Origin of the sequence: Klebsiella sp. 141153 (genome assembly GCF_032601995.1) — a bacterium.
Classification (GTDB): Bacteria; Pseudomonadota; Gammaproteobacteria; order Enterobacterales; family Enterobacteriaceae; genus Klebsiella; species Klebsiella aerogenes.
On record NZ_JAQIRJ010000002.1, the window covers coordinates 400154 to 426363 of the forward strand.

The 26210-nt window shown below is 54.5% G+C and carries 24 protein-coding genes; 12 read left to right on the forward strand and 12 right to left on the reverse strand.

Annotated elements, in window-relative coordinates; translation table 11 throughout:
- Nucleotide 1 precedes the first annotated feature (1 nt).
- Genes ssuD through ssuE form a run of 3 tightly spaced genes read right to left on the reverse strand, consistent with a single transcriptional unit; the run spans nt 2 to nt 2674 of the window.
- Nucleotides 2-1147 carry an FMNH2-dependent alkanesulfonate monooxygenase gene (ssuD, locus tag PGS10_RS04870; RefSeq protein ID WP_213797506.1) on the reverse strand — a complete coding sequence of 382 codons (1146 nt, stop codon included), beginning with the start codon at nt 1145-1147 and terminating at the stop codon, nt 2-4.
- Complete coding sequence (locus tag PGS10_RS04875; protein ID WP_045395665.1) at nt 1144-2106, reverse strand: sulfonate ABC transporter substrate-binding protein; 963 nt, start codon at nt 2104-2106, stop codon at nt 1144-1146. Before PGS10_RS04875 ends, ssuD begins: the two co-directional genes overlap by 4 nt.
- A complete protein-coding gene (gene ssuE / locus PGS10_RS04880) occupies nt 2099-2674 on the reverse strand; it encodes an NADPH-dependent FMN reductase (protein ID WP_045395662.1) in 576 nt (191 codons plus the stop codon). Before ssuE ends, PGS10_RS04875 begins: the two co-directional genes overlap by 8 nt.
- A gap of 248 nt (nt 2675-2922) precedes the next feature.
- Here ssuE and pyrD point away from each other — a divergent pair, with 248 nt between their 5' ends.
- Both pyrD and zapC read left to right on the forward strand, forming a co-directional pair.
- Complete coding sequence (pyrD, locus tag PGS10_RS04885) at nt 2923-3933, forward strand: quinone-dependent dihydroorotate dehydrogenase (protein WP_020079247.1); 1011 nt, start codon at nt 2923-2925, stop codon at nt 3931-3933.
- A 169-nt stretch (nt 3934-4102) separates the two neighbouring features.
- The gene (gene zapC, locus PGS10_RS04890) at nt 4103-4645 is read left to right on the forward strand and encodes a cell division protein ZapC (protein ID WP_045395659.1); all 543 of its coding nucleotides are present in this window, start codon (nt 4103-4105) and stop codon (nt 4643-4645) included.
- On the opposite strand, the gene PGS10_RS04895 is transcribed toward zapC, so the two are convergent.
- Nucleotides 4642-5751: a YcbX family protein gene (locus PGS10_RS04895; RefSeq protein ID WP_316422493.1), complete on the reverse strand. Its 1110-nt coding sequence runs from the start codon at nt 5749-5751 to the stop codon at nt 4642-4644. The genes zapC and PGS10_RS04895 overlap by 4 nt on opposite strands.
- A gap of 98 nt (nt 5752-5849) precedes the next feature.
- Here PGS10_RS04895 and rlmKL point away from each other — a divergent pair, with 98 nt between their 5' ends.
- The 6 genes from rlmKL to rmf all read left to right on the forward strand — a co-directional run bounded on the left by rlmKL (nt 5850) and on the right by rmf (nt 13770).
- Nucleotides 5850-7955, forward strand: a complete 2106-nt coding sequence (gene rlmKL / locus PGS10_RS04900; protein ID WP_316422494.1) for a bifunctional 23S rRNA (guanine(2069)-N(7))-methyltransferase RlmK/23S rRNA (guanine(2445)-N(2))-methyltransferase RlmL — start codon at nt 5850-5852, stop codon at nt 7953-7955.
- Nucleotides 7956-7967: 12 nt separating this feature from the next.
- On the forward strand, nt 7968-9875 hold the full coding sequence (locus tag PGS10_RS04905) for an ABC transporter ATP-binding protein (RefSeq protein ID WP_063414325.1): 1908 nt from the start codon (nt 7968-7970) through the stop codon (nt 9873-9875).
- Between the two features lie 14 nt (nt 9876-9889).
- Complete coding sequence (gene pqiA, locus PGS10_RS04910; protein ID WP_316422496.1) at nt 9890-11158, forward strand: membrane integrity-associated transporter subunit PqiA; 1269 nt, start codon at nt 9890-9892, stop codon at nt 11156-11158.
- A complete protein-coding gene (gene pqiB, locus PGS10_RS04915; RefSeq protein WP_042892880.1) occupies nt 11148-12788 on the forward strand; it encodes an intermembrane transport protein PqiB in 1641 nt (546 codons plus the stop codon). Before pqiA ends, pqiB begins: the two co-directional genes overlap by 11 nt.
- A complete protein-coding gene (gene pqiC / locus PGS10_RS04920) occupies nt 12785-13348 on the forward strand; it encodes a membrane integrity-associated transporter subunit PqiC (protein WP_015367436.1) in 564 nt (187 codons plus the stop codon). Before pqiB ends, pqiC begins: the two co-directional genes overlap by 4 nt.
- 254 nt (nt 13349-13602) lie before the next feature.
- A complete protein-coding gene (gene rmf, locus PGS10_RS04925; protein ID WP_015704906.1) occupies nt 13603-13770 on the forward strand; it encodes a ribosome modulation factor in 168 nt (55 codons plus the stop codon).
- Between the two features lie 93 nt (nt 13771-13863).
- Here rmf and fabA read toward each other — a convergent pair whose 3' ends face one another.
- Entirely contained in the window at nt 13864-14382 is a 519-nt protein-coding gene (gene fabA / locus PGS10_RS04930; RefSeq protein WP_015704907.1) for a bifunctional 3-hydroxydecanoyl-ACP dehydratase/trans-2-decenoyl-ACP isomerase, read from the reverse strand.
- 69 nt (nt 14383-14451) lie between these two features.
- Complete coding sequence (locus tag PGS10_RS04935) at nt 14452-16209, reverse strand: Lon protease family protein (RefSeq protein ID WP_316422498.1); 1758 nt, start codon at nt 16207-16209, stop codon at nt 14452-14454.
- A gap of 185 nt (nt 16210-16394) precedes the next feature.
- On the opposite strand from PGS10_RS04935, the gene matP reads away from it, so the two are divergent.
- Complete coding sequence (gene matP, locus PGS10_RS04940) at nt 16395-16847, forward strand: macrodomain Ter protein MatP (protein ID WP_015367432.1); 453 nt, start codon at nt 16395-16397, stop codon at nt 16845-16847.
- Between the two features lie 93 nt (nt 16848-16940).
- On the opposite strand, the gene ompA is transcribed toward matP, so the two are convergent.
- Nucleotides 16941-17993 carry a porin OmpA gene (ompA, locus tag PGS10_RS04945; RefSeq protein WP_080473199.1) on the reverse strand — a complete coding sequence of 351 codons (1053 nt, stop codon included), beginning with the start codon at nt 17991-17993 and terminating at the stop codon, nt 16941-16943.
- A 352-nt stretch (nt 17994-18345) separates the two neighbouring features.
- Nucleotides 18346-18855: an SOS-induced cell division inhibitor SulA gene (gene sulA, locus PGS10_RS04950; protein ID WP_020079240.1), complete on the reverse strand. Its 510-nt coding sequence runs from the start codon at nt 18853-18855 to the stop codon at nt 18346-18348.
- Nucleotides 18856-19305: 450 nt separating this feature from the next.
- Between sulA and PGS10_RS04955 the strand changes: the two genes are divergently transcribed.
- Entirely contained in the window at nt 19306-19929 is a 624-nt protein-coding gene (locus PGS10_RS04955; protein ID WP_045395642.1) for a TfoX/Sxy family DNA transformation protein, read from the forward strand.
- Here PGS10_RS04955 and yccS read toward each other — a convergent pair.
- On the reverse strand, nt 19917-22052 hold the full coding sequence (gene yccS / locus PGS10_RS04960) for a YccS family putative transporter (protein WP_047045644.1): 2136 nt from the start codon (nt 22050-22052) through the stop codon (nt 19917-19919). The two genes, PGS10_RS04955 and yccS, sit on opposite strands and share 13 nt — an antisense overlap.
- Nucleotides 22053-22069: 17 nt before the next feature.
- Nucleotides 22070-22516, reverse strand: coding sequence for a YccF domain-containing protein (locus tag PGS10_RS04965; RefSeq protein ID WP_045395640.1), 447 nt, complete (start codon nt 22514-22516; stop codon nt 22070-22072).
- A gap of 123 nt (nt 22517-22639) precedes the next feature.
- Between PGS10_RS04965 and helD the strand changes: the two genes are divergently transcribed.
- The gene (gene helD, locus PGS10_RS04970) at nt 22640-24694 is read left to right on the forward strand and encodes a DNA helicase IV (RefSeq protein ID WP_047045647.1); all 2055 of its coding nucleotides are present in this window, start codon (nt 22640-22642) and stop codon (nt 24692-24694) included.
- Between the two features lie 30 nt (nt 24695-24724).
- Here helD and mgsA read toward each other — a convergent pair whose 3' ends face one another.
- Complete coding sequence (mgsA, locus tag PGS10_RS04975; protein WP_045395636.1) at nt 24725-25183, reverse strand: methylglyoxal synthase; 459 nt, start codon at nt 25181-25183, stop codon at nt 24725-24727.
- Nucleotides 25184-25340: 157 nt separating this feature from the next.
- Here mgsA and PGS10_RS04980 point away from each other — a divergent pair, with 157 nt between their 5' ends.
- The gene (locus PGS10_RS04980) at nt 25341-25754 is read left to right on the forward strand and encodes a CoA-binding protein (protein WP_032714178.1); all 414 of its coding nucleotides are present in this window, start codon (nt 25341-25343) and stop codon (nt 25752-25754) included.
- A 56-nt stretch (nt 25755-25810) separates the two neighbouring features.
- On the opposite strand, the gene hspQ is transcribed toward PGS10_RS04980, so the two are convergent.
- Nucleotides 25811-26128 (reverse strand): heat shock protein HspQ, encoded by a 318-nt coding sequence (gene hspQ, locus PGS10_RS04985; protein ID WP_015367415.1) that lies wholly within the window; start codon nt 26126-26128, stop codon nt 25811-25813.
- Between the last annotated feature and the right edge of the window lie 82 nt (nt 26129-26210).

The window sequence follows — 26210 nt, forward strand, 5'->3', positions numbered from 1 at the left end:
CCTAACTTTGCGCCGCTTTACGCGGGATAAATTCATTCGCTACCGCTTCCCCCTGCAGGCGCAGGTTTTGCGGCTGAGGGATCGTCGGAACGTTGACATCGAGCAGCGGGAACAGCAGTTCGCCGACTCGCCAGGCTTCCTCAAGGTGCGGGTAGCCGGAGAAGATAAAACTGTCGATGCCAAGTTCGGCGTATTCATTAATACGTTCAGCGACGGTGGACGCATCGCCAACCAGCGCAGTACCTGCGCCGCCGCGCGCCAGACCGACCCCGGCCCACAGGTTCGGGCTGATCTCCAGTTTGTCGCGACGGCCGTTGTGCAGCGCCGCCATGCGGTGCTGGCCAACAGAATCGGTTTGCGCGAAGGCTGCCTGCGCGCGGGCGATGGTCTCGTCATCCAGATGGGAAATTAAGCTTTCCGCCGCTTGCCATGCCTCTTCATTGGTTTCGCGAACGATGACGTGCAAACGAATACCAAAGCGGACGCTGCGGCCGAGGCGCGCGGCTTTCTCACGCACCTGGGCGATTTTTTCCGCCACCTGCGCCGGCGGTTCGCCCCAGGTCAGATAGAGGTCTACCTGTTCGGCGGCCAGATCCTGGGCAACGTCCGAGGAGCCGCCAAAGTAGAGCGGCGGTCGCGGCTGTTGCTGCGGCGGGAAGAGCAGTTTCGCCCCGCGTACGTGCTGATGTTTGCCGTGAAAGGTCACGGTTTCGCCTTCCATCAGCTTGCGCCAGATATGGGTGAACTCGGCGGAGGCTTCATAGCGTTCGGTGTGGTCGAGGAATACGCCATCGCCGGCTAATTCATTTGGATCGCTGCCGGTGACCAGGTTGAACAAGGCCCGGCCATTAGAGAGCCGATCAAGCGTAGCTGCCTGGCGCGCGGCGACGGTAGGCGATACGACGCTTGGGCGCAGCGCGACGAGGAACTTCAGCCGCTGGGTGACGGGGATCATTGAAGCGGCAACCAGCCAGGCATCTTCACAGGAGCGTCCGGTGGGAATAAGTACGCCGGTAAAGCCGAGTCGGTCGGCGGTCTGGGCGATTTGCTGCAGATAGCTGTAGTCTACCGGGCGCGCCCCTTCGTCGGTGCCCAGATAGCGGCCGTCACCGTGGGTGGGTAAGAACCAGAACATATTCAGACTCATGATTTCGCTCCTTGTGCGGGGGCAGGCTGCCAGATACGGTTTTGAATAGTGATTTTTTTCGGTACCAGCTTGTTCTCATAGAACAGATCGGCGGTTTGCTGTTGGCGAGCGGCCGTTTCCGCGCTTACCGGGGATATCGCGGTTGGCGGACGATGGTCGAGATAGCTGGCGATTACCGCTTCGGGTAGCCCCATCGTTTTGGCCAGCAGGGCAATACTTTCCTGGCGATGGCTGATGGTCAGGGCATCCGCCTGGCTAAAGGTCGCCAACACGCCTTCGATAAAGGCGCCGTTCTTTTCGGCATAAGGACGGGCGGCAAGATAGAACGAACCGGTCTGCTTCAGGTCGCTACCATCTTTCAGTACCCGTACCCCGCCTTGCAGCAGCGCCGCAGAGTAATAGGGATCCCAGATAGCCCAGGCGTCGACATTACCCTGCTGAAATGCGGCGCGGGCATCGGCGGGGGCAAGATATACCGGCTGGATATCGCTGAATTTCAGGCCTGCCTGCTGCAGAGCGCGCAGCAGCAGATTGTGCGAGCTGGAGCCCTTCTGGAACGCCACCTTACGTCCTTTCAGTTCTGCCACGCTTTTGATTGGGCTGTTATCGGCAACCAGAATCACTTCCGCTTTCGGTTTCGCGGGTTCCGCGCCGATATAGACCAGATCGGCGCCGGCAGCCTGAGCGAAAATCGGTGGAATATCGCCAGTACTGCCGATATCAATACTGCCGACGTTCAGCGCTTCCAGCATTTGCGGCCCGGCGGGAAACTCGACCCATGAGATCTTAGTTTGCGGATAGCGCTGCTCCAGCAACTGATGGCTCTTCGCCAGCACCATACTGACGCTGCCTTTCTGGTAGCCGATGCGTAACGCTTCCGGCGCCTGCGGGGCCGCATGCGTAATAAAGGAAAGCATGAGTAGCCCGCCGAGAGTCAGGGCGCGCAGAGGATTAAGCATGCTCAACCCCCTGTAATGTCTTTAGTCCGGAGATACGGCTGTTGCGGCGATTCAGCGCCTGCCAGAAGGTCTCCAGCGCCTGGTCGAGACGGTTTTGCAGATTCGGTGTGAACTGCGGCTTGTGTTGATAATCGGTGACCTGGCTATCATCGGCGAAAACGCCATGTAAGATTTCCTGCGCTTTCAGGGCATTAAGCACCGGTTTCAGAGCGTAATCGACCGCCAGCATATGGGCGATGGTGCCGCCTGTCGCCAGCGGCAGGACAATTTTGCCTTCCAGAGCGCGTTCCGGCAGCAGGTCGAGCAGCGTCTTCAGCGCGCCGGAAAAAGAGGCTTTATAGACGGGGGTGGCGATAATCAGGCCATCGGCGCCGGCCAGTTGTTCATTTAAGGTATGCAGAGCGGGGTTATCGAAGCGGGCGTAAAGCAGATCTTCGGGATCAAAATTCTGTAAATGCCAGTGATAGACTTCGATGTCGGCTGCGGCAAGTTTCTCTCTGGTGTACTCCAGCAATGCGCTTGAGCGAGAAGGGTAGCGGGGACTGCCCGCGAGTGTAATAACGCGCATACTCTCTCCTTATAACCAAATGTTTGCATTTATCTATAATTGATAACATTTTATGGCAGTGTGACAGAGGGCGTTTATTTCCCTAAATGATTTTTCCGGCGTTAAATTGCCAAAATGCGCATAACAGGCGGTAGAGAAGTAAACGTTTGCGTTGGACACGTGATTTTTTGTCGCAGGTCAATTCCCTTTCGGGCGCGGATCGAACATAATACGCCCCCGGTTTGCACACCGGGAATCCAGGAGAGTTCATGTACTATCCCTTCGTTCGTAAAGCTCTTTTTCAGCTCGATCCTGAGCGCGCTCATGAAGTAACCTTCCAACAATTACGCCGCGTAACCGGCACGCCGCTGGAAATACTGGTTCGGCAAAAAGTACCGTCGAAACCCGTTACCTGCATGGGGCTCACTTTCAAGAATCCGCTGGGGCTGGCGGCCGGGCTTGATAAAAACGGCGAGTGCATTGATGCGCTCGGTGCGATGGGCTTCGGCTCAATTGAAATTGGTACCGTAACCCCGCGTCCACAGCCGGGCAATGACAAGCCGAGGATCTTCCGTCTCGTCGATGCCGAAGGTTTGATCAACCGCATGGGCTTTAATAACCACGGTGTTGATAACCTGGTCGAGAATGTGAAAAAAGCGCATTTTGACGGCGTACTGGGGATTAATATCGGTAAAAATAAAGATACCCCGGTTGAGCAGGGTAAAGATGATTATCTGATTTGTATGGAAAAAGTCTATCCATACGCTGGATATATCGCCATTAATATCTCCTCGCCGAATACCCCAGGGCTACGTACTCTACAATATGGTGAAGCGCTGGATGATTTACTCGGCGGTATTAAAAATAAGCAGCTCGAACTTCAACAGAAACATCAAAAATATGTTCCTGTGGCGGTGAAGATCGCCCCGGATCTTTCCGTCGAGGAATTGATCCAGGTGGCCGACAGCTTAGTTCGCCATAATATTGATGGCGTCATTGCTACCAATACCACCCTCGATCGTTCACTGGTCCAGGGGATGAAGCATTGTGATGAAACCGGTGGGTTGAGTGGTCGTCCATTACAATTAAAAAGCACCGAAATTATTCGTATGCTGGCGACGGAATTAAATGGTCGTTTGCCAATTATCGGAGTTGGCGGTATTGACTCGGTGATTGCCGCTCGTGAAAAGCTGGCTGCTGGCGCCACGCTGGTGCAGATTTATTCCGGGTTTATTTTTAAAGGCCCGCCGCTGATTAAAGAAATTGTTACACACATCTAATCTTTTCCGTCTCTGAATCTTCCCCAGGGCTTTATTTCCGGCCCTGGTTGTTTTATATTCCTTCATTGTTGCTTATTTAGACATTTTAGTCTTTTCTTAATTTTAGAAATTATTCTGTAGCAGGATGCCATTGCTTTGCAGAAGGAAGTGGAAGAGGACGGGGGTAGAAATGCGGATTAAACCTGACGATAACTGGCGTTGGTATTACGACGAAGAGCATGACCGCATGATGCTCGATCTGGCCAATGGTATGTTATTTCGCTCACGTTTTGCCCGGCGCATGTTAACGCCTGACGCTTTCGCACCGTCGGGATTCTGCGTCGATGACGCGGCGCTTTATTTTTCTTTTGAAGAAAAATGCCGCGAAATTGAATTAAACAAAGAGCAGCGTGCCGAATTAGTATTAAATGCCTTAACCGCGATCCGTTTTCTAAAACCGCAGATGCCGAAGAGCTGGCATTTCACCACGCATCAGCAGAACTGGCAACCCGCCAGCGGCGACGCTGCCAGCGTGTGGATCAGCGATACCGGCGAGCAGGTCAATTTGCTGGTGGTCGAACCGGGTGAAAACGCCACGCTTTGCCTGCTGGCGCAGCCTGGACTAACTCTGGCTGGCCGGGTGATGCAGTTAGGCGATGTGATAAAAATTATGAATGACAGGCTGCAGCCGGCGCAGAGCGCGGCCAGCTACAGCCTCGGGCAGGCGGTTTAAGGCGCCAGGCGCAGCGCGGTTTTCGGTACGCAGCTGCAGCATAAAATGGTGCCATCCGCGGCGACCGCATTTTTCTTTAACGGACTCACTTCTCCCTCTTCGAGGCGGATACGACAGCTGCCGCAGATCCCGGCGCGGCACGAGTAAGGGATACGAATACCCTGTTGTTCCAGTTGCTCCAGCAGTACCTGCTGGTTATTGCCGGTAAACTGTTGCCCTTGCCACTCAATCTCAACCGTCGCTTTTGGCTGCGTATCCGCCGCCAGCGTATCGTCGCTATCGCCGGCGCCATAGGCTTTAGCCGGACCACGGGTCAGCACTTCCACTTCATCACCCACGCGGATCACGCCGCTGTTGCGGGTGATCAGATTCTGGCCAAAATCGACATCGCCATTATCCTGCGCGGTACGAAAACGCTTTAACGTCTCCAGCGGCTCGCCGGACGGATGCTTTTGCCCACGTTCCGGGCTGACGGTGGTAAAAATGCAGCGGCTGCAGGGTTTGGCGACGTCAAATACTACCTCGCCGATGCGAATGACTTTCCAGCTATCTTCATCCCACGCCGCCGCGCCGGTGACCACCAGATTAGGGCGAAATTGTTCTATGCTTACGCTGGCAGGGCACCGCTGCTGCAGGTCGCGAAGTGAGGCCTCGTTGGCGAGCAGGTAGGGATAACCGTCGGCGAAGGAGAGCGGCACCGCGTCGTGACGTTTTACTCGCCGGGTTAGCTGCGGCCCGAGCCAGCGCAGTTGGACGTCGCGGTTGAAGAAGCCGCTGAGCCACTGGTTGATGGCGGCCGGCGCGATCAAGGCGGTGAAATGGTTGCCCCACACCTCCGTCGGCTCGCCCTGGGGAGCGAAATCATCAAAGCGCACCAGCGCGCTGCTGCCATCCGGCGCGGTCAAGTGCAGGCCGTCATGAAGCGGCGAAGGCAGGAATTTTACCATCTGCGGAAACTGCCGCGCGGTAATAAACGTACCGTCGGTTTCAGTCAGCATAAAGATGCGGTCGAAGGCCATGCCGCTAATATCGGCAAAGGCATGGGTGACGCCAATTCCGCGCATGGATTTGACGGGATGAATAAAAAGTTTCGATAGCGTTACCATACGCTGCCCCTGGGTTCAAAAATAAGCCTTTAACTTTATGACATAGGGCACATATTGGCTATAATGCGCACCAATTTTCTTTAAGTAAAAGTGACGATATGAAATCTCTGTTTGCCAGCACGGCTCGTGGTCTTGAAGAGCTGTTAAAAACTGAACTGGAAGGACTTGGCGCCACGGAGTGCCAGGTTGTCCAGGGCGGGGTTCATTTTCAGGGAGATACGCGACTGCTGTATCAAAGCCTGATGTGGAGCCGGCTGGCCTCGCGCATCATGCTGCCGCTGGGTGAGTGCAGCGTGTATAGCGATCTGGATCTCTACCTGGGGGTTCAATCGATTCCGTGGACGGAGATCTTTACCACTGACGCCACCTTTGCGGTGCATTTTAGCGGCCTCAACGAGGAGATCCGCAACAGTCAGTATGGCGCATTGAAAGTCAAAGACGCTATCGTCGATAGCTTCACGCGTAAAAACCTGCCGCGTCCGAATGTCGATCGTGAAAACCCCGATCTGCGTATCAACGTCTGGCTGAACAAAGAGACGGCGCATATCTCGCTGGATCTGAGCGGCGAAGGCCTGCATCTGCGCGGCTACCGTGACGGTACCGGCATGGCGCCTATCAAAGAAAACCTCGCGGCGGCAATCGTTATGCGCTCCGGCTGGGTAGCGGGAACACCGCTGCTCGATCCGATGTGCGGCTCCGGCACACTGCTGATTGAAGCGGCGATGCTGGCGACCGATCGCGCGCCGGGCCTGCACCGCGGCCACTGGGGCTTTGGCGGTTGGGCACAGCATGATGACGTCATCTGGAAAGAGGTGAAAGCCGAGGCACAAACGCGCGCGCGCCAGGGGCTGGCCGCTTATGAATCGCGCTTCTATGGTTCTGACGTCGACGCGCGCGTGATTGAACGCGCGCGCCGCAACGCCCGCCGCGCCGGAATTGGCGAGCTCATCAACTTTGAAGTGAAAGACGTCGCACAGCTCAATAATCCGCTGCCGAAAGGCCCGTACGGCACCGTTATCAGCAACCCGCCGTACGGCGAGCGCCTGGAAAGCGAACCGGCGCTGATTGCCCTGCACAGCCTGCTGGGGCGGATTATGAAAAACCAGTTTGGCGGCTGGAACCTGTCGGTCTTCAGCGCCTCGCCGGAATTGCTGAGCTGCCTGCAACTGCGTGCCGATAAACAGTTTAAAGCCAAAAACGGCCCGCTGGACTGCGTACAGAAGAACTATCATCTGGCGGAAAGCGAAGGCGGCAAGCCGGCGATGCTGGCGGAAGATTTCGCCAACCGCTTACGTAAAAACCTGAAGAAGTTTGAAAAGTGGGCGCGTCAGGAAGGCATTGAATGCTATCGCCTGTACGATGCCGATTTGCCGGAATACAACGTGGCTATTGACCGCTACGGCGAGTGGGTGGTGGTGCAGGAGTATGCGCCGCCGAAAACCGTCGATGCGCACAAAGCGCGCCAGCGTCTGTTCGATATTATCGCCGCGACTATCGCGGTGTTAGGGATCGCGCCGAATAAGCTGGTGCTGAAGACCCGCGAGCGGCAGAAGGGTAAAAATCAGTACCAGAAGATGGCGGAGAAGGGCGACTTTATCGAGGTACAGGAGTATAACGCGCGTCTGTGGGTTAACCTTACCGACTATCTCGACACCGGTCTGTTCCTCGACCACCGTATTGCCCGTCGTATGCTGGGCCAGATGAGCAAGGGTAAGGATTTCCTCAACCTGTTCTCCTATACCGGCAGCGCCAGCGTCCACGCCGGTCTCGGCGGCGCGCGCTCCACCACGACCGTCGATATGTCGCGCACCTATCTGGAGTGGGCGGAACGCAACCTGCGTCTGAACGGCTTAACCGGCCGCGCGCATCGCCTGATGCAGGCGGACGTACTGGGTTGGCTGCGGGAAAGCACCGAGCAGTTCGATCTGATCTTTATCGATCCGCCGACCTTCTCCAACTCCAAACGTATGGAAGATGCCTTTGACGTGCAGCGCGACCATATCCGTCTGATGACCGATTTAAAACGTCTGCTGCGTAAAGGCGGCACGATTATGTTCTCGAATAACAAACGCGGTTTCCGTATGGATCATGACGGGCTGGCGGCGCTTGGCCTGAAGGCGCAAGAAATTTCGCAAAAAACGCTGTCGCAGGATTTTGCCCGCAACCGTCAGATCCACAACTGCTGGCTGATTACCGCGGCCTGAAAGGAATAAAGAATGTCACTGATTAGTATGCACGGCGCCTGGCTTTCGTTCAGCGATGCGCCGCTGCTGGATAACGCTGAACTGCATATCGAAGATAACGAACGCGTCTGCCTGGTAGGGCGTAACGGCGCCGGCAAATCGACCCTGATGAAAATCCTCAACCGCGAGCAGGGGCTGGACGATGGGCGTATTATTTATGAACAGGATCTGATCGTCGCGCGTCTGCAGCAGGATCCTCCGCGTAATGTCGCCGGCACGGTGTACGATTTTGTCGCGGAAGGTATTGCCGAGCAGGCGGCGTACCTGAAATCCTACCATGATGTTTCGCATCAGGTGATGACCGATCCGAGCGACAAAAATTTAAATGAACTGGCTCGCCTGCAGGAACAGCTGGATAACCTTGGGCTGTGGCAGTTAGATAGCCGTATTAATGAAGTGATCGAGCAGCTTGGCCTTAACGCCGACGCGCAGCTGGCGTCGCTCTCCGGCGGCTGGCTGCGTAAAGCGGCGCTGGGTCGCGCGCTGGTCAGCGGGCCGCGCGTGCTGCTGCTGGATGAACCGACCAACCACCTCGATATCGAAACTATCGACTGGCTGGAAGGGTTCCTCAAATCCTTTAAAGGCACCATCATCTTTATTTCGCACGACCGTTCTTTCATCCGCAATATGGCAACGCGCATCGTCGACCTCGATCGCGGCAAGCTGGTGACCTATCCGGGCAATTACGATCAATATCTGCTGGATAAAGAAGAAGCGCTGCGCGTCGAAGAGCTGCAGAATGCTGAATTCGACCGCAAGCTGGCGCAGGAAGAGGTGTGGATCCGCCAGGGGATTAAAGCGCGTCGTACCCGCAACGAAGGGCGCGTCCGCGCGCTGAAGGCGATGCGTCGCGAGCGCGGCGAACGCCGTGAAGTGATGGGCAGCGCGAAGATGCAGGTCGAGGAGGCTTCTCGCTCCGGCAAAATCGTCTTTGAGATGGAAAACGTCAACTATCAGGTTGACGGCAAAGTGCTGGTCAAAGATTTCTCCGCGCAAATCCAGCGTGGCGACAAGATTGCGCTGATTGGCCCGAACGGCTGCGGTAAAACCACGTTGCTGAAGCTGATGCTCGGCCAGCTACAGGCCGATAGCGGGCGTATTCACGTCGGTACCAAGCTGGAAGTCGCCTACTTCGACCAGCACCGCGCGGAGCTGGATCCGGATCGGACGGTGATGGATAACCTTGCGGAAGGTAAGCAAGAGGTGATGGTTAACGGTAAGCCGCGTCACGTGTTGGGCTATCTGCAGGACTTCCTGTTCCATCCAAAACGGGCGATGACTCCGGTACGCGCGTTGTCCGGCGGGGAGCGTAACCGCCTGCTGCTCGCGCGCTTGTTCCTGAAACCCAGTAACTTATTGATCCTCGATGAACCGACTAACGACCTTGATGTCGAAACGCTGGAGCTGCTGGAAGAGCTGATCGATGGCTACCAGGGCACCGTGATGCTGGTGAGCCACGATCGTCAGTTTGTCGACAACACCGTGACCGAGTGCTGGATCTTCGAGGGCGGCGGCCGTATCGGCCAATATATCGGCGGTTATCACGACGCGCGCGGACAGCAAGCGCAGTCGCTGGCGAATAAACAGACGATTGTAAAAAAACCGGCGGAAGTCGCTCAACCGAAAGCAGAAAGTGTCAAACGCGCCGCCAGCAAACTAAGCTATAACCTGCAGCGCGAACTGGAACAGCTGCCGCAGAAGCTGGAAGATCTGGAAATTCAACTGCAGACGCTGCAGGAAAAAGTTGCCGATCCTTCGTTCTTCGGCCAGCCGCATGACCAGACCCAGCAGGTGCTGGCGCAGTTAGCGGAAGCGGAACAGGCCCTGGAAGCGGCCTTTGAACGCTGGGAATATCTCGAAGGACTCAAAAACGGCGCTTAAGCTGAGGAGTGTTCATGTGCGATCATCATCATGCTGCGCGGCACATATTGTGCCCACAATGTGATCTGCTGGTGGCTTTGCCGCCGCTGGAGCATCGCCAGAAAGCCGCATGCCCACGCTGCGGCACCACGCTCACCACATCGTGGGACGCGCCGCGGCAGCGTCCCACGGCCTATGCGCTGGTGGCGCTGTTCATGCTGCTACTGGCAAACCTGTTCCCTTTTGTTTATATGAAAGTCGGCGGGATCAGCAGCGAAATTGAGCTGCTGGAAATACCAAACGTGCTGTTCACCGAGGATTACGCCAGCCTTGGTACGTTCTTTTTACTGTTTGTCCAACTGGTCCCGGCGTTTTGTCTGGTGACCATCTTATTGTTGGTCAATCGCGTTCATATGCCTTCACGCTTGAAGGCGTTTCTGGCGCGGATTTTGTTTCACCTCAAAAGCTGGGGGATGGCCGAGATTTTCCTCGCCGGGGTGCTGGTCAGCTTCGTTAAACTCATGGCCTACGGTGATATCGGCGTTGGACTGAGCTTTGTTCCCTGGTGTCTGTTCTGCCTGCTGCAGTTGCGGGCGTTTCAGTGCGTCGATCGCCGCTGGCTGTGGGAAGATATTGCGCCAATGCCGGTCATCAAGCAGCCGCTGCGCCCTGGCGTGCCGGGGCTGCGTCAGGGTCTGCGCTCCTGCTCGTGCTGCACGGCGGTGCTGCCAGCGGATGAGAAAGAGTGTCCGCGCTGTCACACCAAAGGTACCCCGCGGCGTAAAAACAGCCTGCAGTGGACGCTGGCGCTGCTGATGACGTCGTTTGTGCTCTATTTACCCGCCAATATTCTGCCGATTATGATTACCGATCTGCTGGGCGATAAAATGCCGTCGACAATCATGGCGGGCGTCGTTCTGCTGTGGAGTGAGGGCTCTTACCCGGTCGCGCTGGTTATCTTTATCGCCAGTATCATGGTGCCGACGTTAAAAATGATCGCTATCGGCTGGCTGTGCTGGAGCGCGAACGGAAACGGCGCGCGTGATTCAGAGCGTATGCACCTGATTTATGAAGTGGTTGAATTTGTTGGCCGTTGGTCAATGATCGACGTTTTTGTCATCGCGGTACTCTCGGCGCTGGTGCGCATGGGAGGCTTGATGAATATCTATCCGGCGATAGGCGCGGTGATGTTCGCGCTGGTCGTTGTCATGACCATGTTCTCGGCCATAATGTTTGACCCACGTCTATTGTGGGACCGTGAACCAGATCCAAGCCATGAGGAAATGCAACAGCATGGAAAATAAGAGCGGAGAAGCGAAAGTGCAGAAGGTGAAAAACTGGTCACCGGTCTGGATCTTTCCGATTGTGACTGTGCTCATCGGCGCATGGATACTGTTTTACCACTACAGCCATCAGGGGCCGGAGGTGACGCTTATTACCACCAACGCCGAAGGCATTGAAGGGGGTAAAACGCGTATCAAGAGCCGCAGCGTTGATGTCGGGGTGGTGGAAAGCGCTATCCTGACTGATGACCTGAAACACGTAGAAATTAAAGCGCGTCTGAACTCGGGGATGCAGAAGCTACTGCATAAAGATTCGGTGTTCTGGGTGGTGAAACCGCAGGTGGGGCGCGAGGGGATCAGCGGCCTCGGCACCTTGCTATCCGGCGCCTATATCGAATTGCAGCCGGGTAAAGAAGGCTCTGTCGCGCCGCAGTATCCGCTGTTGGATTCGCCGCCGCTGGCTTCACCGGATGCCAAAGGTATCCGTGTTTTGCTGGAAAGTAGCAAAGCCGGGCAACTCTCGCCCGGCGATCCGGTGCTGTTCCGCGGCTATCGCGTTGGTTCGGTTGAAACCAGCACCTTTGATACGCAGAAGCGCCGCATCACTTATCAGCTGTTTATCAACGCGCCGAACGACCGTCTGGTGACCACTAACGTTCGCTTCTGGAAAGATAGTGGTATTGCGGTTGATCTTACCTCTGCGGGAATGCGCGTTGAGATGGGATCGCTGTCGACGCTGTTTGGCGGCGGTGTAAGCTTTGATATTCCGGAAGGATTGGATCTCGGCGAGCCGGTGGCGAATAAAACGGAATACCACCTGTTTGACGATCAGAAGAGTATCCAGGATTCGGTGTTCACCCAGCATATCGATTACGTCCTGTTCTTTAAAGATTCGGTGCGTGGTCTGCAGCCGGGAGCGCCGGTTGAATTCCGCGGTATTCGCCTTGGTACCGTCGGCAAAGTACCGTTCTTTATCCCCGGTTTGAAACAGAGCCTGAACGATGATTATCGTATTCCGGTAGAAGTGCGTATTGAGCCAGAACGTCTAATCAACCAGCTGGGCGGCGACCCTAACATTCGCGCGCATATTGACGATCTGATCAACCGCGGCCTGCGCGGTTCGCTGAAAACCGGCAACCTGGTCACCGGGGCGCTGTATATCGATCTCGACTTCTATCCGAAAGCGCCTCCGCGCGGCAAGATTCAGGAGTTCGGCGGCTATCCGATCATTCCAACCGTCAGCGGCGGTCTGGCGCAGATCCAGCAGCGTCTGATGGATGCGCTCGATAAGATTAACAACCTGCCGATTAACCCACTGCTGGAGCAGGCGACCAGTACCCTGGCGCAGAGCCAGAAAACCATGCAGCGTGTCCAGACTACGCTCGACAACTTGAATAAGATCACTTCAAGCCAGTCGATGCAGCAGCTTCCTGCCGATATGCAGAGCACGTTGCGCGAGTTGAATCGCAGTATGCAGGGCTTCCAACCGGGCTCGGCGGCCTACAATAAGATGGTTGCGGATATGCAGCGGCTGGATCAGGTGCTTCGTGAACTGCAGCCGGTACTGAAAACCCTCAACGACAAGAGCAATGCGCTGGTATTTGAGGCCAAGGATAAAAAAGATCCGCAGCCGAAGGGAGCGAAACAATGAAAAAGTGGTTAGTGGCGGCAGCGGTATGCGTACTGACGGCCTGCAGCAGCGGTGGTGAGAGTAAAACTTACTATCAATTACCGGTAGCAAAGAGCGGCGCGCAAAGCGCCGTCAACCAGAGCAAGAATTTGCTGTGGGTTGAGCAGGTCAGTATCCCTGATTATCTGGCCGGCAATGGCGTGGTTTATCAGACGACCGATGTGCAGTATGTGATTGCTAATAACAATCTGTGGGCCAGCCCGCTGGACCAGCAGTTACGTACCACGCTGGTGGCGAATCTGAGTAACCAACTGCCGGGTTGGGTGGTGGCATCGCAGCCGTTAGGCAGCGAGCAGGATACGCTTAACGTCTCCGTAAGCGGTTTCCACGGTCGCTACGACGGCCGGGTCATCGTTAGCGGTGAATGGCTGCTTAAGCATCAGGGGCAGTTAATTAAGCGTCCGTTCAATATTGAACTTAAGCAACAGCAGGATGGCTACGACGCGATGGTTAAGACCCTGGCGCAGGCCTGGAGCCAGGAAGCCACCGCGATTGCGAGTGAGCTGAACCGCCTGCCATAAGTAAAATTAATACAATACAAGCCGCCGCGACCTGAAAAATCGCCGCGGCTTTTTTATTTGCCGCGTCAGGTTGATAGTTGTGCTGGCTCACGATTTTTGTACAAATGAACTTTCATATAGCTCACAAATATGACACTGGCGTGAATTTTGCGCATTGACGCTGCCTGCGTTTCGCGGTAAAGGTTATACGTGGTTGCATATTTAGTGACCACTGTTTTCTTTTCCACCAGATCAAATAATGAGGGAAACGAGGCATGAAGAGACAAAAACGAGATCGCCTGGAACGGGCACATCAGCGTGGATATCAGGCCGGCATTACCGGCAGATCGAAAGAAATGTGTCCCTACCAGACCCTTAATCAGAGGTCCCATTGGCTAGGAGGTTGGCGAGAAGCCATGGAGGACAGGGTGCAAACTGCCTGACTGTCTCTTTAAAAAAGAAGCCTTCGCTCTGCGAAGGCTTCGCCTTTTGTACTTCAGGACCTTTTGTACTTCAGGATAAGTACGGAAGGTAAATCAGAACGCGGAAGTATCCTGGAACAGACCGACTTTCAGGTCAGTTGCAGAGTAGATCAGACGACCATCAACCAGCACTTCGCCATCCGCCAGGCCCATGATCAGGCGACGGTTTACAATGCGTTTGAAGTGGATACGATAGGTGACTTTTTTCGCCGTCGGCAGAATCTGACCGGTAAATTTCACTTCGCCTACGCCCAGCGCGCGGCCTTTCCCTTCGCCGCCCAGCCAGCCCAGATAGAAGCCAACCAGTTGCCACATTGCGTCCAGACCCAGGCAGCCAGGCATTACCGGGTCGCCGATGAAGTGACAACCGAAGAACCACAGGTCAGGGTTGATGTCGAGCTCAGCTTCAACGTAACCTTTGTCGTAGTTGCCGCCGGTTTCGGTCATCTTGACGACGCGGTCCATCATCAGCATGCTTGGCGCCGGCAGTTGCGGGCCTTTCGCGCCAAACAGTTCACCACGACCAGAGGCAAGAAGATCTTCTTTTGTATAGGATTCGCGTTTATCTACCATGTTTTCAGTAAGCCTTATTTTGAGTTCGGGACGCAGGATAGCTAACACGTGTAAGCTGAACAAGTCCGATCAGTTCGAATTTGATCCGCCTAACCAGCGTAGCGGCCATGGAAAACGATGGCGAGTCTCTTGTTGCATCGCCTGCGCAATCCGTTCCTGAATAGTTTGTCGTAGCGTTTGTCCTTCGCCATCCCATTGCAGCTGGGTGAGAAGCGGCAGGGCTTCGGTAACGTCGTCAATGGCCCAGATAAAGAACTGCTCGTCAGCCACTGCCTGGCGAAGTTCCTGGGCGAGGCTCAGATGACGGACGTTGGCAGACGGGATAATGACGCCTTGCTTGCCTGTTAATCCGCGCTGCTGGCAGATGGTGAAGAAACCTTCAATCTTTTCGTTCAGTCCGCCGACCGGCTGGACGCGACCGAACTGATCGACCGAACCGGTAATCGCAATACTCTGGTTAATCGGCACATTGGCCAGCGCGCTGATGAGAGCGCACAGCTCGGCCATTGAGGCGCTATCGCCATCCACTTCGCTGTAGGACTGTTCGAAGGTCAGCGATGCGCTAAACGGCAGCTGCTGTTCAAGTTCAAGCTCGGACATGATAAACGCCTGCATGATCATCATGCCTTTGGCGTGAATATTGCCGCCGAGTTCAGCTTTGCGTTCTACATCGATGAATTCGCCGTCGCCGATATGCACTACGCAGCTGATGCGCGAAGGTTCGCCAAAGGCGCGCGGGTGGCCTGGAAACTCGATTACCGACAGGGCGTTGATCTGACCGATGCATTCGCCTTCGGTATCAATCATGATCTGATCGAGAAGAATTTCATCGCGCATCCGCTCGGCAAGATAGCCTTCACGCCATTCACGGCGCTCAAGCATGGTTTGCATCTCCGCGCCGCTAATCCATTCGCCTTCGCAGAAGGCTGCCGCTTCACGCAGCTGGCGGCTAATCCAGAGAGGGGAAAGCGGAAGCGTCTCCTGATCGCCGGTGTCTCGAGCGCCTTCTGCAATCAGCAGCGGCCATGCGTCCGCCGCCGGCCCCGGTAGCGAAAGCTGGCGAGCATTCTGCCAGACCCACTGACACCAGAGTTTCAGGGTCTCGGCATCGGCTATCTGCAGGTTGTCTTCATACTCGCTATAAATGGCCTGCGACGCGAGTTCCGGTTCCATCTCCTGGAAATCAGCCAGCGCATCGCGCTCGCCGATCAGAATGATCCTCAGGTTCAGCGGCATGGAGGGAATGCTAACGGGAAGAGGGCGGGATTCGTCAATAGACAGCCAGTCAAAGCACTGACGGGTCACCATGTTCTTCAAGCGCATCCACAGCAGCGGCTGGGCCAGCAGCGCGCGCAGGGAGAGCAACAGGACGCCGCCGTTCGCGCGATGGACCAGGCCAGGCTGCAGCGAAATTTCGCCGTTAAACTGGCGTACACAGCCAAAGAGCTGTTCCGCTTCAATCCAGTCGGCGGATTCAACCGGACCGCTGCTGGCAAAATTGTCTTCCGCGCTTTGGGCTGGCGACATGGTTACGTTGCCGCCGTTGACCTGATAGCGTACACCGAAGAGCGCTGTTGTGGGTTGCTGCAGGCTGCGGGCGGCTTCGGCTACCCAATGCAGATATTCCGGTTCTTCCGGCGCCTTTACCAGCATAAAAGATGAAATGGCTGGCGTGATCAGAAGCTGTTCCAGCGCATAAAATAAACGGGGCTGTAGATCGCCGGCGAGGGATGCCTCTGCCTCGGCGAGATTGACCTGGGTAAACAGCGCCTGATAACTTTCCGTATCAGGAGCGAGGTCGTTTCGGGTAAGTTTCGTAATGGTCAAAGTCGCTGTTTTTTAGTCAGATGTAAAACGAGCGATTATACCCGATGCCGCGTCTGAGCACACGGAGGATTGCGTTTATCACGCTGATAATGGAATCGTCCACATCACGAAAGATGATTTATTCTCAGCACATCCAGAAAAAACTGATATCCTGAAATGAGTTACACGGTCACATTGAGATCGCAATGAAATATCAACAACTGGAAAACCTTGAAAGCGGCTGGAAATGGAAATATCTGGTAAAGAAGCACCGGGAAGGTGAGCTGATTACCCGCTATATTGAAGCCAGCGCTGCGCAAGCCGCGGTCGATGTCTTGCTGACGCTCGAAAATGAACCTGTTCTGGTGAATACCTGGATCGATCAGCATATGAATCCGGAGCTGGCTAACCGGATGAAGCAGACTATTCGCGCACGACGCAAGCGTCATTTTAACGCCGAGCATCAGCATACGCGGAAAAAGTCCATCGATCTGGAGTTCGTTGTCTGGCAACGCCTGGCCGGGCTTGCCCAACGGCGAGGAAAGACATTATCAGAAACCATCGTACAGCTGATTGAAGACGCCGAGCATAAAGAAAAATATGCCAGCAAGATGTCGAGCCTGAAGCACGATCTGCAGGTGCTCTTAGGAAAAGAGTAAGTATTGTCGCGACGTTGCTTGTGATTTTTCTTTTGAGCTCAAAATCAGGCCAAAAAGAACCCCGCATCAGCGGGGTTTTTTATCGTAGAAAACTTAAGCCTGCGGCTGAGTTACTACGTCTTTGTAACCTTTAACTTCGATCGCTACGCGACGATCCGGAGCCAGGCAGTCGATCAGTGCAGCGCGAGCTTTCACGTTGTCACAGGTGTTGCCGGTAACCGGATCAGATTCGCCCATACCGCGAGCAGAGATCTTGTTAGCCGGGATGCCTTTAGCTACGAGGTAGTCAACAACGGACTGAGCACGTTTCTCAGACAGTTTCTGGTTGTACTGCTCGGAACCGATGCGGTCGGTGTAACCCAGAACAACTGCAGAACCGTCTTTCGGGTCCATGTTGCTCAGCTGGGTGTACAGCTGATCCAGAGCCTGCTGACCTTCTGGTTTCAGAGTTGCTTTGTTGAAGTTGAACAGTACGTCAGACTTCAGGGTGAAGGTCTTGGTGGTGACTTCTGGAGCCGGAGCCGGAGCCGGAGCTACAACCGGTGCATTGTCTTCCTGACCGAAACGGTAGGAAACACCAACGCTCAGCATGCCGTTGTCCGGACGAACGCCTACAGTGCCTGCGTCGCCGATGTTGTTAACCCACTGGTATTCCAGACGGGTAGCGATGTCACGGGTCATTGCCCACTCAACGCCGCCAGCGAATACTGGGGAAACGCCGGTGTCGTGGTTGTCGCCAGCGATGCTGTTGCTGGAGTCAGCGCGCCATACCATGCCGCCCAGACGGGTGTAGATGTCCAGATCGTCAGTGATCGGGTAACCCAGTTTAGCGGTCAGCTGAACGCCCTGAGCTTTGAATGCGCCGTTAACTTTGTCGCCTTTGTAAGGCATACGGCCCAGCCAGTCGTAACCCATTTCGAAACCGAGGTACGGGTTAACCTGATAACCACCGAACGCACCAGCGCCCAGCTGGCTTTCGTGGGTCGGGCCATTGTTGTTCAGGTTGCTGTTGTACCAGCCGGTGTCATGGAACTGGGACCAACCCAGTTTACCACCTGCATACCAGGTGTTATCTTTCGGAGCGGCCTGCGCTACGGTAGCGAAGCCAGCCAGTGCCACTGCAATCGCGATAGCTGTCTTTTTCATTTTTTGCGCCTCATTATCATCCAAAATTCGCCATGATGGTACATAAGACCTCACGGTTAAATCCTTCACCGGGGGCGTGACTCGTTGTTAACTATGCTGATACATGCAGCGTAAGCCGATCACCCCTGGCGATGTAAAGTCTACAACTTAGTTAGAAACTTACAAGTGTGAACTCGGTCAGGCATATGAAAAAAAAGGGTTGTATACACAATATTTAACAAATATGGTTAATTTGTGAACACGGTAAAAAGTCGCGAAACCGCACCACACCGGGATCTCTGTGAAATTAACCACTTTACGAGAATGGTTTTTGATGAGGCAAAAAAAATTCCAGGATTAATCCTAATTTCACTCAATGATATAAATTTGAGTGAATTTTTAGCCCACTTAATTGTCTCCCAGGCTGGCTTGTATTTCTCACCGGGCGCATGATAAAGCCCATCGCATGACCTTCTTCTGCGGCGAGCGCCAGGCGTTCATGCTCTTGTTCAGTAAGTTCATCCGTCAGCCAGCCAATAACCACGCTATAATTCCCGGTACGTAAAGCGCGAATCATCGATTCCAGAGTGTTGCAGGGCGACATCTGGTTAATTTGCATCACTTTTGATAGCGGCAGACCGGATGATTGTACCCATTCTTTACTCAGCTTCTGCTGCGGCGTGAGCCACAGTTGCCAGCGCGACTGCTGGCCCAACTGTTGTAATAAAGGTAGCAACAAAAGCTGCGTCATCATGGGTTGATCTTCGCGATAGACGATTTCACTAATCAGCCCAGTGGCTGAATGTTCGACGACGCTGTGCGAAGGGCGACGTACTGAAGCCGAAGTCAGTGGTGAACGATTTGCGTGAGCTGAAGTAAACATAGTCTATCTCGCCTGTGAGTTACTGTATGTATATACAGTATATCCACCAGGGGTTAACGTCAACCTCATTTTCCCACTTTTGCATATATTTTATGCACTCTACCCGGCTATGAATCAGAGCTGCGGCGACTTGTTTATATGAATTCACTGTCCCCATGCTGAAGCCGCAGGAGATATTTCCCTCTATTTATCTTTGCTTCACGGCTACCGGGCATGATGTCGATGGGGCCGATATGCTGTTTATCAATTAACATTGCTTAAGTATTCAGCGAGTCTCTGCAACACGATTTGCAGAATAACTTTTTCCTGAAAGCGCCTCGCAAAACGGCGAGCTGGTTGAAATGAAGCCAAAATTCATCTTGCTGCACAAAACGAACTCACTTATTTTCTTCAATAACGGATCCGTTAATAAAAATTACTTTTATATGCATGATTACCAAAGGAATGATCATGAAGAAACTATCAAAATTACGGTTCCTCCAGTTTCAGGAGTGCCTTTCTCCCTTAGGCAAAATCAGTAGCCGGCCTCTATTTGGCGGTTACAGCCTGGCGATAGACAATACCGTGTTTGCCATGGTGGCCGAAGGCGAAATCTATCTTAGAGTGTGTGAGCAAAGCGCAGAATATCGGGTCGAGCATCATAGCCCAATGTTAACCATGCGCAAAAATGGTCGGCCGGTAGCGCTAAAATATTACCGTATAGATGAAGCATTATGGCAGGACAGTAAAATGCTGTTTCACCTCTCGGAGCTGTCTTTGCATACGGCGCGTAGCGAAAAGCAGCATCAGCGTGATTCTGGCAGGCTAAAAGATTTGCCTAATATCAGTTTCCACATGGAATTGATGTTGATTCATGCCGGAATAACCGATGTGAAAATGCTGCGTACAATTGGTGCGGAAAAAAGCTGGTTAAAATTGAGGGAGCATAATAAAGGAATATCAATCAATGTCCTTGAGTCCCTGGCGGGCGCGATTGCCGGCACCCATTCCGCCGCGCTCCCGGCGCAGCGGCGCCAGGAGCTACGGGAGTGGGCTAATACGCAAGGGTACGGCGTGGAGGATTATTCTGGTTGACCGGCAATCCGGCGCTGCAGGCGACATATTTCCGGCAGCAGTGCGAGCAGTAGCCCAATCTGCTGCAGGACCAATGGTTCTTTGCTGTCGGCTCGCGGTTCCAGGTGTTGAATACGTGATTGCAGGTTGCTGAGCGCCTGCTGAACGCGCTGTTCGTCCGCGGGAGAATGATGCAGCGCATCATCGACGTAGCAGACGGCATCATCGAGTAACGCCAGTATTTCCGGCGTCGTCAGTTTCTCCCTGTGCGCCCCCAACGCGGAAATATAGCTGGTAAACGTATGGTTAAGGCACAGCAGGCGGAATGCGGTTTCACGCATTGTGTTGTCGGCTTTTGGCTCTGTGGATAAATTGGATACCACTGATGCCAGCTCGCTATCCCGGTTATGTGCATTACGTCGGGCGACGCGATACTCAAGACGGTTGTCGCGCCCCTGATGGTACTGCTCAAGAATAGCGTCCAGATAACGGCAGTTAGCGTTGATAGCCTGATCAAGTACCCGAGGTAAATTACGGAAGTTCCAGTCTGGCCAGATAAAGGTCACTGCCGCCCAGGCGATAGCGCAGCCGATTAATGTATCGAGGATACGCGGTAAAGCGACTTCGAATCCCTCGCCCAACAGGTTAAAGCACAGCAGTACCAGCAGCGTGATAAACATAGTGGCATGCGCATACTGGACGTTGCGAAAGGCGAAAAACAGCACACCGGTTAGTACAATGAGCAATAGCTGGCCTTCGACCGAGGGAACCAGCAGCAGCACCGGTAGCCCGATAGCGACCCCTACCAATGTCCCGATGATCCTTAACGCCAGGCGATGCCGGGTAGCGTTATAGTTCGGCTGGCAAACAAACAGGCTGGTCAGCAGAATCCAGTAACCGTGGTTGAGGCCGGTAAACTGAATGAAGGCATAGCCCGCGCACAGCACCAGTGACATGCGCACCGCATGGCGGAAAAGCGCCGATTCCGGCGTCATATTGCTGCGCAGCCGTAGCCAGATATCGCTAAAGCCGCTGGGGCGATCGTCTGCAAGCAGGTTTTCGGGATGGTTGCTGGCCAGCACGCTGGTTTGCACCGATTCGATGGTTGCCAATTGCGCATCAATGGCGCGTAGGTTATTGAGTAGAAAACCCAGCGCTTTGACCTGATCTTGCGGCGCGCCGCTGGCGCGAACGCGATCCAGCGCCGCGTCAAGATGCATAAAGGCGCGTTCAAAATGCGCATCATGCTGATACGGAACGCGTAAGAGGATGGCGCGGGAGAGTTTCTGACACGCCTGCGCCTGCATCGACAGCATCCGCTGGAAACGGAACATCACATCGCTGTAGCGGAAATGGTCGCGAAGCGTCTGATACTGAATATGCGACGAGCTGGCACGCTCATGAATGTCCTGAGCGACGAAATAGTACTGTAGGGTACGACGAGTACCGCGCTGCCCGCGGTCGCCGCGCAGGCGCGTCAGTAAAGACGCTTTCGTTTGGTTCAGCATCGCAACCAGTTTGCCGTTGGCGAGCGCCAGATCGTACAACGGCGCCTGACTTTCATCTTCGATATCCGGATCGAACAACCGTGATTTAAGTTCAAGATACTGCGCCAACTGTTCATAGCTGCGCGCAAGGTTATCCTGCAGCGGACGAATGGGGAAAATAAGATGACCGGCGAGTGTTAATACGTTGTACCAGATGGCGCCAGCCAGCAAAAAGAGCGGCTGCAGGTACCAACTGTTATACAGAGTGACCCCTAACATGGTGTAGATAGCGATCAGTAAGGCGCCGAAAGCAATGGTGGCATAGCGTTGACCCAGACCGCCGAGCAAGATAAAGCCCGTCGTGGACAGGGTTAAGCCTATAGCAAACAGCCATGGCCACGGAAACAGTAATTCCACCGATGCGGAAGCAATAAAGAAGCAGACCAGCGTAATGGCGAGATTACGTAGCCGCCCGGTGAGGCGATCGTCGAGGTCGGTCAACGCAGCGGCTACCACCCCGAGCGTTAACGGGATCGTGAGTTTGACTTCGCCAATCCACCACGGCGCAACCGTGGTGCCACAAAGCGCAATAAAAATCCTGGCGTTATATAACCAGGCGCTATTCCATGTATAACGGCGGAGCAGGGGGCTTAACATAACAGTGATCCGTACAATTACTGAAAGCGGCGGCGGGCGTTGGCTTCGCGTGCGGCGCGAGCCGTTTCAACGGAGACCACGCGGCGTCCTACTGGCCAAAGCGCAATAGCGGCAATTTTAAAGTTGGCGATCCCGACAGGGATACCAATGATGGTCAGGCACTGGGCGATACCGCTGAAGATATGCATCAGGCACAGCCACCAGCCAAAGAACATGAACCACAAAATATTCAAAATAGTGCCGCCCGCGTTCAGTAAGCTGTTTTTTGCTTCAGGTTCCAGTTCATCAACATGAATGGCTTCATTACCGTAGGGGAAAAGCGATAACCTGGTAATTTCCCAACATGAACGGGTCAGCGGTAACGTGAAAATCAAAACAATACTGACCAGCGTCGCCAGTAGCCAACCGAGCGTGGTGGCGAAACCGCCAAGAACAAAGTTTAAAATATTCAGAATGGTACGCATAAACCCTCTGGTTAACCCTATGGATAATAAGACCCGGCAATTGTAACGTTTTTTTGCGCTGGAGCACCTGCTCGCGGGCGGTTAAACTTAAAAACATTCAAACTGATTGAAATTTGGCGATATATGGAACTTAAAGCGACAACATTGGGCAAACGCATGGCGCAGCATCCTTATGATCGGGTGCAGTTGCTGAATGCCGGGGTTAAAGTCTCCGGCGATCGTCATGAGTATCTTATACCTTTCAATCAGTTATTGTCAGTTCAATGTAAGCGTGGCCTGGTGTGGGGCGAGCTGGAGTTCGCACTGCCTGAAAGCAAAGTTGTGCGTTTGCATGGTACCGAGTGGGCTGAGACGCAACATTTCTATCATCATCTCAATAATCTCTGGCAGCAGTGGAGCGCGGAGATGAGTGAAATTGCCGCGCAATTACTGCGCCAACAGTTAAGTGAAATTGAACGCGCCAGCGCCGAAGGTAAGTGGCTGACCCGCCAGCAGGTCGCCGATGTTCAGGCGAAGATACGCCGCGCCTTAACCGGACTACCTTTCCCTGAGAGCCGTCTGGATGAATTTGATAACTGCCGCGAACTGTGGCGCCAGTGTCAATGCTGGCTTAGCGATATCGACGAGGCTCGCCTGGCACATAATCAAGCCTATACCGAAGCCATGCTGGAACAGTATCGCGCTTTCTTCGATAAGGTCGAGTCTTCACCGCTCAACCCGGCGCAGGCGCGGGCGGTGGTTAACGGCGAGCGTTCGTTGCTGGTGCTTGCCGGCGCCGGTAGCGGAAAAACCTCGGTGCTGGTCGCCCGTGCAGGGTGGTTGTTAAATCGCGGCGAGGCGGCAGCCGATCAGATCCTGCTCCTGGCGTTTGGCCGTCAGGCTGCTCAGGAAATGGATGAACGTATTCAGGAGCGATTGGGAACCGACGAGATTGCTGCGCGGACCTTTCATTCACTGGCGTTACATATTATTCAGCAGGGTAGTAAGAAGGTTCCGGCGATCAGTAAGCTGGAAAACGATACCGCCGCCCGGCAAAAGCTTTTGTTGAAGGCCTGGCAGCAGCAGTGTCAGGAGAAAAAAGCGCAGGCTAAAGGCTGGCGTCAGTGGTTGATGGATGAGATGGAGTGGCAGATTGACGAAGGCGATTTCTGGCAGGATCGCGCGCTGCTGCGTCGCCTGGCTGGCCGTCTTGACCGCTGGGTTAGTTTGATGCGTATGCATGGCGGCTCGCAGGCGGAGATGATCGCCAGCGCGCCTGAAGAAGTACGCGACCTCTTTAATAAGCGTGTGAAACTGATGGCCCCGCTACTGAAAGCCTGGAAAACGGCGTTGAAAGAGGAGAATGCCGTTGATTTCTCCGGGCTTATTCACCAGGCCGTTAACATACTGGATAAAGGCCGTTTTGTGAGCCCCTGGAAACATATTCTGGTGGATGAATTTCAGGATATCTCTCCACAGCGCGCTGAATTGCTGGCGGCGCTGCGCCGGCAAAATAAACAGACCACGTTATTTGCGGTGGGTGACGACTGGCAGGCTATCTATCGCTTTAGCGGCGCGCAGCTCTCTTTAACCACGGCATTTAACCACTACTTTGGCGAAGGGGACTGTTGCGCGCTGGATACCACCTATCGATTTAATGGTCGTATCGGCGAAATCGCCAACGGTTTTATTCAGCAAAACCCGCATCAGTTGGCTAAACCGCTGAATAGTCTGACCGCTGGCGATAAGAAAGCGGTAACCCTGCTGCCCGACGATAAACTCGACGATCTGCTCGACAAGTTGAGCGGCTACGTTAAACCGCAACAGCGGATTTTGCTGCTGGCGCGCTATCACCATCTGAAACCCGCCGCGCTGGAAAAAGCCGCGACCCGCTGGCCGCATCTGCAGCTAGATTTTATGACAATTCATGCCAGCAAAGGCCAGCAGGCTGACTTTGTTATTGTGCTGGGCTTGCAGGAGGGTGATGACGCCTTCCCGGCGCCGGCAAGAGAGTCGGTGATGGAACAGGCATTGCTCCCACAGCCGGAAGATTTCCCTGATGCTGAAGAGCGTCGGCTACTGTATGTGGCGATAACCCGCGCCCGCCTGCGGGTCTGGCTGCTGTTCAATAAAGAACGACCATCGCCGTTTGTTGAGGTTTTGCAGGAGTTGGGCGTGCCGGTGGCGCGAAAGCCCTGATCATCGGCGGCCGTCTGGCCGCCGTGGGAATTACTTCAGGCGCTCGGCAAGGTAACGCTGGTAATCAGGGATGAGAATATCGATAGGCTGGTTGAAATCCGGCGACTGAATAATAAAGTCAGCGGTGGCGGCATTCGTGGCAACCGGGATATTCCACACCGTCGCCAGACGCAGGAGCGCTTTGACGTCAGGATCGTGGGGCACCGCATTCAGCGGATCCCAGAAGAAGATCAGCACATCAATTTTCCCTTCAGAAATCAGCGCGCCCACCTGCTGGTCGCCGCCCATCGGGCCGCTCAGCATCGCTTTCACTTCCAGCCCGGTGGTGCGTGAGACCAGGTTGCCGGTGGTCCCGGTTGCATAGAGCTGGTGCTGAGCCAGTAGCGCCTGGTGACGTTCGACCCATTTCATCAGCAGATCTTTGCAGTGATCGTGTGCTACCAGCGCGATATGTTTGCGAGCGGGCAAGGTGCGTGTTGTCAGTTCCATAATGGGGTTCCACTTATATTAACTTGCAGACAGATTACTGGAAGTGACTGATGCTGCAAGCGTTGGGGAGAAAATTTTTGCTGTATCTGTGAGTTAGTCTGGATGGCTGCTTTACCCGTATTAGCTTACACTAGGGCTAAAGAGCAGGAGGATTATGATGAAAGAGAACGATATTGCCGGCATTCTAACCGCGACGCGGACGATTGCGCTGGTAGGCGCCAGCGACAAGCCCGATCGCCCGAGCTATCGGGTAATGAGATATCTGTTGGAACAGGGCTATCATGTCATTCCTGTTTCGCCCAAGGTGGCGGGCAAAACGCTGCTCGGTCAACAAGGCTATGCCACCCTGGCGGAGGTACCTGAAAAGGTCGATATGGTCGATGTGTTCCGCAATTCCGAAGCGGCGTGGGGCGTGGCGCAAGAGGCCGTCGCCATCGGAGCGAAGACGTTGTGGATGCAGCTTGGCGTTATTAATGAACAGGCAGCGGTTATGGCGCGTGAAGCGGGGTTAAATGTGGTCATGGACCGCTGCCCTGCGATTGAAATTCCGCGGCTTGGGCTAGCGAAGTAAAATAAAAAACCCCGTGTTAACGGGGTTTTTAACAAAGCATCGGGAACAAAGGCCAGTCAGTTCCGCAGCCGCGGCGCCTGCAGCTGTTTACGGATAGTCTGCGCCAGTTCGTCCATCGATGGCTGTTCGGGATGCTCATCGCTGGCTTCACTACTGAGCTGCGCTTCCGCGAGGTAGGTGTGGACCGGCTGGCCGTCCTCATCTTCCATCACAACATGATACCAGGGGGCCGCGCGCAGTTCATCGTTGGCGCCGATTTCATCCGCGGCGGGCTCGTCAAGCGAATATTCTGGATCGATATCAACGATTACGCCAAGGTAGCCGAGTAGCGTATGGCGAACCTGTTGGCCGATACCGAATTTGCTGGCAATCATAGTCACCTCCCGGGAAACGCTGGCGCCCACTGTATCCATCATCTTCAAATGTTCTTGAGTCATGAGAATAACGTGTGGGCGA

What these genes read in the sequence shown, in the direction of transcription:
- ssuD (WP_213797506.1), bottom strand. Translation starts at nt 1,147, where the DNA reads ATGAGTCTGAATATGTTCTGGTTCTTACCCACCCACGGTGACGGCCGC.
- PGS10_RS04875 (WP_045395665.1), bottom strand. Translation starts at nt 2,106, where the DNA reads ATGCTTAATCCTCTGCGCGCCCTGACTCTCGGCGGGCTACTCATGCTT.
- ssuE (WP_045395662.1), bottom strand. Translation starts at nt 2,674, where the DNA reads ATGCGCGTTATTACACTCGCGGGCAGTCCCCGCTACCCTTCTCGCTCA.
- pyrD (WP_020079247.1), top strand. Translation starts at nt 2,923, where the DNA reads ATGTACTATCCCTTCGTTCGTAAAGCTCTTTTTCAGCTCGATCCTGAG.
- zapC (WP_045395659.1), top strand. Translation starts at nt 4,103, where the DNA reads ATGCGGATTAAACCTGACGATAACTGGCGTTGGTATTACGACGAAGAG.
- PGS10_RS04895 (WP_316422493.1), bottom strand. Translation starts at nt 5,751, where the DNA reads ATGGTAACGCTATCGAAACTTTTTATTCATCCCGTCAAATCCATGCGC.
- rlmKL (WP_316422494.1), top strand. Translation starts at nt 5,850, where the DNA reads ATGAAATCTCTGTTTGCCAGCACGGCTCGTGGTCTTGAAGAGCTGTTA.
- PGS10_RS04905 (WP_063414325.1), top strand. Translation starts at nt 7,968, where the DNA reads ATGTCACTGATTAGTATGCACGGCGCCTGGCTTTCGTTCAGCGATGCG.
- pqiA (WP_316422496.1), top strand. Translation starts at nt 9,890, where the DNA reads ATGTGCGATCATCATCATGCTGCGCGGCACATATTGTGCCCACAATGT.
- pqiB (WP_042892880.1), top strand. Translation starts at nt 11,148, where the DNA reads ATGGAAAATAAGAGCGGAGAAGCGAAAGTGCAGAAGGTGAAAAACTGG.
- pqiC (WP_015367436.1), top strand. Translation starts at nt 12,785, where the DNA reads ATGAAAAAGTGGTTAGTGGCGGCAGCGGTATGCGTACTGACGGCCTGC.
- rmf (WP_015704906.1), top strand. Translation starts at nt 13,603, where the DNA reads ATGAAGAGACAAAAACGAGATCGCCTGGAACGGGCACATCAGCGTGGA.
- fabA (WP_015704907.1), bottom strand. Translation starts at nt 14,382, where the DNA reads ATGGTAGATAAACGCGAATCCTATACAAAAGAAGATCTTCTTGCCTCT.
- matP (WP_015367432.1), top strand. Translation starts at nt 16,395, where the DNA reads ATGAAATATCAACAACTGGAAAACCTTGAAAGCGGCTGGAAATGGAAA.
- ompA (WP_080473199.1), bottom strand. Translation starts at nt 17,993, where the DNA reads ATGAAAAAGACAGCTATCGCGATTGCAGTGGCACTGGCTGGCTTCGCT.
- sulA (WP_020079240.1), bottom strand. Translation starts at nt 18,855, where the DNA reads ATGTTTACTTCAGCTCACGCAAATCGTTCACCACTGACTTCGGCTTCA.
- PGS10_RS04955 (WP_045395642.1), top strand. Translation starts at nt 19,306, where the DNA reads ATGAAGAAACTATCAAAATTACGGTTCCTCCAGTTTCAGGAGTGCCTT.
- yccS (WP_047045644.1), bottom strand. Translation starts at nt 22,052, where the DNA reads ATGTTAAGCCCCCTGCTCCGCCGTTATACATGGAATAGCGCCTGGTTA.
- PGS10_RS04965 (WP_045395640.1), bottom strand. Translation starts at nt 22,516, where the DNA reads ATGCGTACCATTCTGAATATTTTAAACTTTGTTCTTGGCGGTTTCGCC.
- helD (WP_047045647.1), top strand. Translation starts at nt 22,640, where the DNA reads ATGGAACTTAAAGCGACAACATTGGGCAAACGCATGGCGCAGCATCCT.
- mgsA (WP_045395636.1), bottom strand. Translation starts at nt 25,183, where the DNA reads ATGGAACTGACAACACGCACCTTGCCCGCTCGCAAACATATCGCGCTG.
- PGS10_RS04980 (WP_032714178.1), top strand. Translation starts at nt 25,341, where the DNA reads ATGAAAGAGAACGATATTGCCGGCATTCTAACCGCGACGCGGACGATT.
- hspQ (WP_015367415.1), bottom strand. Translation starts at nt 26,128, where the DNA reads ATGATTGCCAGCAAATTCGGTATCGGCCAACAGGTTCGCCATACGCTA.